Raw genomic sequence first — 5,567 nt, forward strand, 5'->3', positions numbered from 1 at the left:
GCATCGCGGCGCAGGTGCATCGGCGTGGTGCCGGCGTGGTTAGCGTGGCCGATGAACTTGAGATCGAGCCGCGTCTGGCCGACGATGCTGGTGACGGCGGCGACGTTGAGGCCTTCGGCTTCGAGCACTGGGCCTTGTTCGATGTGAATTTCGAGAAAGCCGACTGTATGCTCGTCCGCCGCCGCTTCCTCGATTCTGCCAGGATCGAGTCCGAAGCTCTTGATCGCTTGCCGGATGGATATTCCATTCGCGTCCATGTGCGCAAGCATTGACGGATCAAAACGCCCGGCAACTGCTCGGCTGCCAATGAAGGGAAATCCGAAGCGAACGCCTTCCTCCTCTGAGAACGCGACGATTTCGAGAGCGAGGGGCAGGTTGAGGCGGGTTGCGGACTTGACCAGGTCAAGCGCGAGCACGACCCCGAGCACACCATCGAAGGCGCCGGCATCGGGAACGGTATCGATGTGGGAGCCGAGGACCAGGCGCCTGCTGGATGCGTTGTGATCAGGTTTCCAGAGTCCACGGAGGTTGCCGACGGCGTCGACGTGCACGGACATTCCCAGGCTTTCCATTCGCTCGCGCAGGTGCTGATGAACTTGACAGATCGGCGGAGTGAGGAAGCGGCGGGTGGTGCGGCCGGGCTCCTCGGTCATTTGGGCGATGGTGCGGCACTCTTCGATGGCCTGTCTTGCGCGATCGCTCACGTGCGTACCAACTCTCTGCCGCGTGGGTTGTTTTCGCATTGACCGGAGTGAAAGATTCGTTGACCGCGCAGCCAGGTTTCCTCAACGCGCCCGCACAGCATCGCCCCGAGGTAGGGCGAGATCTTGTGGCGAAAATGGAGATCGCTTTCGGTAACACTCCAGGTGGTGTCGGGGTCGAAGATGGCGATGTCGGCGTCGGCCCCGGGGGCGAGGATCCCTTTCTGGCCATATATGCCGGCTAACCGAGCGGGCCCGGCGGCCATCCATTTGGCGATTCGCTCTGCCGCGTCGTTCGTGTTGTATCGGCGCTGGTGCATTGCGGTCCACATCACGGGGAGGGCAAGGCCGAGGCTCGCGATTCCGCCCCAGGCAAGGTCGAAGCGTCCTTCTTCGCGGTGTTTCATCTCGGGTGGGCAGGGCGAGTGATCGGTGGCGACAAGGTCAATGAGGCCATCTTCAAGCGCTCTCCACAGTCTCTCGCGGTTCTCTGCGCGGCGAATCGGCGGTGCGCACTTGTATTCCGTCGCGCCATCAGGAATTTCTTCGGCAGCGAACCAGAGGTAGTGCACGCAGGTCTCAACCGTGATTGGAATTCCGCGGCGTCGAGCCAACTCCAACAGAGTGAGAGCTGCTCCGGTACTCGATAGATGGACCACGTGCACCGGGGTCGTGAACTCGTCTGCCAGGGTGGTCAGCAGCGCGATTGCGTCTGACTCTGCCACCTGAGGTCGCGACGCGAGATACGTCCCGTAGCGACGCCAGCCCGCAGGAGTCGCCTTTAAATCTTGCGTCGCTTCATCTACTGGCCCGCATAATTCCGCATGCGCCAGCAGCGGCAGACCCGTTCCGCGTAGCTGTTTCATTGCCAATCGCAAGTCGCTCTCGTTAACCCAGCAGAAGCCGTCGATGCCGGAGTGGATCATGAAGCATTTGAATCCGGGAACGCCTGCTTCGACGAGTGCGGGTAACTCGGCGGCATTGCCGCGGACTACGCCGCCCCACGGTGCCCAATCGACCCGCGCGTTACCACTTGCCGCGGCGCGCTTGGCTTCGAGGGCTGCGACGTTTGTGGTTTCGGGCAGGCAGTTAAGCGGCATGTCGACCAAAGTCGTGACGCCACCGGCGGCTGCAGCGCGCGTGGCTGTGTCGAAACCCTCCCAAGCGCGGCCGGGATCGTTGATGTGGACGTGCGAGTCGACCAGGCCGGGGAGAACGATCAGATCCCCAAAGTCGTGGAGTTCCATGGCACTCACGGTTTCGTCCCAGGCGCGAATCGCGACGATCTTTTCGCCCTCCACGATCAACGTGGCGGGGGTGAGTCCGTCCCCGGTCAGGACGCGAGTAGATCGTAAAGCCTGTGCCATACTGTGTTTACTTTACCTTTGGAATTGCCGAAGGCAAGCGATATGACTCGTCAGCCCAATCTTGAGTTTTTGCGCCGCGCCATCGCGCTTGCGACGGAGAACGTGACCTCGGGCCGGGGTGGCCCGTTTGCGGCGCTCATTGCCCGTGACGGGAAGGTGATTGCCGAGGGCGTGAACATGGTTACGGCGACGAACGATCCCACGGCGCATGGCGAGGTAACGGCGATTCGTGCGGCGTGCAAGGCGCTGAGCACCTTCTCACTTGCTGGGTGCGAGCTTTATACCAGTTGCGAACCTTGCCCAATGTGCCTGGCGGCGTCGCATTGGGCGAGGATCGATGCGGTCTTTTTTGGCGCGGGAGCAGAAGACGCAGCCAAGGCGGGGTTCGACGATGCCTATCTTTATGCGGAGTTTCGCAAGGCTCCGGCGAAGCGCTCCCTGCCGGCCGTGCAGTATCTTCGCGATGAGGCGTGGCAGAGCTTTGCCGCATGGATGGTCTCGCCGAACAAGATTCCGTACTAGGCGACCGGGCATCCGCTGCGCCTTCGTATCGCAAGCCTGCTTGATCTCCTGAAACAGGTCGGGAGCCAAGTGCTTTAAATCCAATCCCAAGCTCTTGCCCAAGCCGCTTCTATGCGATAACGTCTAATACTCATCCCCTTTCCGACGGGAGTCGCCGCCGAATGCCGCGCGTTGTTCGATGTTCCATCATCCAGGCTTCCAATGCTGTTGCCGCCACTGAGCCGCTTGCGACGCAGAAGAAAGCGATGATTGAGAAGCACTTGGGTCTCATCCGGAAGGCCGCCAGTGACGGAGCCCAGATCGTCTGCCTGCAGGAGATTTTCAACGGACCCTATTTCTGTGCGGAGCAGTCGACCAAGTGGTACGAGATGACTGAACCCGTGCCGGATGGTCCAACCGTAAAGCTGATGCAGCAGTTGGCGAAAGAACTGCACATCGCCATGGTGGTGCCGGTCTACGAGGTAGAGCAGGAAGGGATCTTCTACAACACCGCCGCCGTGCTGCAGAACGATGGCACCTATCTCGGCAAGTACCGCAAGACTCACATTCCTCATGTGGCTCCGGGATTCTGGGAGAAGTTCTATTTCCGGCCCGGGAACCTGGGCTATCCCGTGTTCGACCTGGGCTTTGCCAAAATTGGGATCTACATTTGCTACGACCGGCATTTCCCCGAAGGCGCTCGCTGCCTTGGGCTCAACGGAGCCGAGATTGTCTTTAACCCGTCGGCAACGGTTGCGGGACTTAGCGAGTACCTCTGGAAACTTGAGCAGCCGGCGCACGCCGCAGCCAACGGCTATTTCATCGCGGCCATCAATCGCGTCGGCACCGAAGCGCCCTGGAATATCGGCGAATTTTACGGGTCCAGCTACTTTGCCAATCCGCGCGGGCAGATCGTTGCCCAGGCATCGCGCGACAAGGATGAGGTGCTGACCGCGGATCTCAATCTCGATGAAATTGCAGAGGTACGCAGAACCTGGCAGTTTTTCCGCGATCGTCGGCCCGACATGTATGGCCCCCTGGTTGCCTCTTAACCGAACCTTTCGGCGAAAATTCTCGTCAATCTATAGAAAGACAGCAGAGAATAGCCATAGAAAGACAGCAGAGTAGCCGAGACAAGAACAAGAGAGAACAAGAGAGCTTCCCGAGGTCTTCATGAGTACCGCAACATTACCCGACGATCTACTGCTGCGTGAGCGGTTCGGCGACATCAAGCCGCCACTCGAGCCACAGGCGGCAGTGATTGAAGCCAATCGTTGCCTGAATTGTTTCGACGCGCCTTGCACCGGGGCCTGTCCCACGCATATCGACGTTCCGGGCTTCATCAAGCGCATCAGCACTGGAAATCTGCGCGGATCGGCCTTGCGAATCCTTGACGCCAACATTCTTGGCGCCAGTTGTGCGAAGGCTTGTCCGGTTGAAGTGCTATGCGAAGGCGCGTGCGTCATGCATCGCTACAACCACGCGCCCATTCAGATTGCCCGTTTGCAACGTTACGCGATGGACTCCTTCGAGGCGACCGGCGAGGAACTCCTGACCGCCCCACGCGGATCGCGCAACGTCCAGGTTGCCTGTATCGGCGGTGGGCCCGCATCGCTGGCGTGTGCTGCGGAGTTATGCAGGCATGGTGCATCAGCGACCATTCTTGAACGCAAAGACCTGCCCGGCGGTCTCAACACCTATGGCGTTGCGGAATACAAGCTGCGCGCCGCCGACAGCCTCCGCGAAGCCGAGATGATTCACCGCATGGGCGTGGAGTTTCGCACCGGCTCCGCCATCGAAACTGCTGAAGCGCTCGAAGAGTTGGAGTCGGAGTTCGATTTCATCTTTCTCGGCGTCGGCCTGGGCGCCATGCAGCGCATGAATATCCCCGGCGAAGACCAGAAGGGCGTGCTGAACGCCCTCGAATTCATCGCGTCTTACAAAACCGGCCGTCTTCGTGAATTGAACGGCACGGTAGTTGTCGTCGGAGCTGGCAATACCGCGATCGATGCCGCCAATGCGGCGCGTCGGCTGGGTGCGGAAACGGTCTACCTGCTCTATCGTCGTGGTGAACGCGACATGTCTGCGTTCGACTTTGAATATGAACACGCCAAGCAGGAAGGCGTGCAGTTCCTGTGGCGTCGGCAGCCTTATGCGATCCGCTCCAATGAGCGCGGCCGGCTGCTGCTCGATACGGTGCAGGTAAGCGAAGTGGACAAGGCCTTGCTCCCGATGCCGGACTCGCAATATGCCATTGAATGCGACTACGTGGTCCCCGCTATAGGGCAGTCTCCGTTTGCGCAACTGGTGCAGGAGCTTCGGCGCATTGAATTGCGCGGCGGAGTTATCGTAACCGATCCCGAGACCGGCCAGACCGCCAATCCGCGCTACTTTGCCGGCGGCGATTGTTCCAATGGAGGCAGGGAAGTGGTGGATGCGGTTGCCGATGGAAAGCGCGCCGCACAGGCGATCATGAAGATCGCGGAGGCAGCCTATGCCTGATATTCGCGTTCACAAGTTCGCCGGCTCCATTGATGCGCCCAATCCGTTCTGGCTGGCTTCGGCTCCGCCCACCAACTGCGGCGAGCAGATTATGCGCGCCTTCGATGCTGGCTGGGGCGGCGCGGTCTGGAAGACCATCGGTGAGCCGGTCACCAACGTCTGCTCACGCTACTCCGCGACGGATTGGCAGGGGCAGCGCATGATGGGCCTCAACAACATCGAACTCATCAGCGATCGCAGCGTTGAAGAAAACCTGCGAGAGATGGCCCAGGTGAAGAGGAGTTATCCCTATCACGCGATCATTGCGTCGCTGATGGTTGAGTCGAAGCGCGATGCGTGGCACGACATTGTGCAGCGCGCTGAAGACGCCGGCGCAGACGGGCTGGAGTTGAATTTCGGCTGCCCGCATGGCATGAGCGAACGCGGGATGGGATCGGCTGTGGGGCAGGTCCCCGAATATACCGAGATGATTACCGCGTGGGTGAAGGAGAAGGCG

At 60.3% G+C, this 5,567-nt stretch carries 6 protein-coding genes; 4 read left to right on the plus strand and 2 right to left on the minus strand.

Features of this window, described 5'->3' with window-relative positions; all coding sequences use genetic code 11:
- Both WA354_RS17115 and allB read right to left on the minus strand, forming a co-directional pair.
- On the minus strand, positions 1–704 hold a 704-nt coding region (locus WA354_RS17115), incomplete at its 3' end, for a M20/M25/M40 family metallo-hydrolase (protein WP_472814237.1).
- Entirely contained in the window at positions 701–2,068 is a 1,368-nt protein-coding gene (gene allB, locus WA354_RS17120; protein WP_472814238.1) for an allantoinase AllB, read from the minus strand. The genes WA354_RS17115 and allB, both read right to left, overlap by 4 nt.
- Before the next feature lie 42 nt (positions 2,069–2,110).
- Here allB and WA354_RS17125 point away from each other — a divergent pair, with 42 nt between their 5' ends.
- The 4 genes from WA354_RS17125 to WA354_RS17140 form a co-directional block, all read left to right on the plus strand.
- On the plus strand, positions 2,111–2,590 hold the full coding sequence (locus WA354_RS17125) for a nucleoside deaminase (protein ID WP_472814239.1): 480 nt from the start codon (positions 2,111–2,113) through the stop codon (positions 2,588–2,590).
- Between the two features lie 161 nt (positions 2,591–2,751).
- Complete coding sequence (locus WA354_RS17130; RefSeq protein WP_472814240.1) at positions 2,752–3,621, plus strand: nitrilase-related carbon-nitrogen hydrolase; 870 nt, start codon at positions 2,752–2,754, stop codon at positions 3,619–3,621.
- A 121-nt stretch (positions 3,622–3,742) separates the two neighbouring features.
- Entirely contained in the window at positions 3,743–5,071 is a 1,329-nt protein-coding gene (locus tag WA354_RS17135; protein ID WP_472814241.1) for an FAD-dependent oxidoreductase, read from the plus strand.
- Positions 5,064–5,567, plus strand: a 504-nt coding sequence (locus WA354_RS17140) for a tRNA-dihydrouridine synthase (protein ID WP_472814242.1), incomplete at its 3' end; no start/stop codon positions are given. The genes WA354_RS17135 and WA354_RS17140, both read left to right, overlap by 8 nt.

The organism is Occallatibacter sp., assembly GCF_049802275.1.
Classification (GTDB): Bacteria; Acidobacteriota; Terriglobia; order Terriglobales; family Acidobacteriaceae; genus Telmatobacter.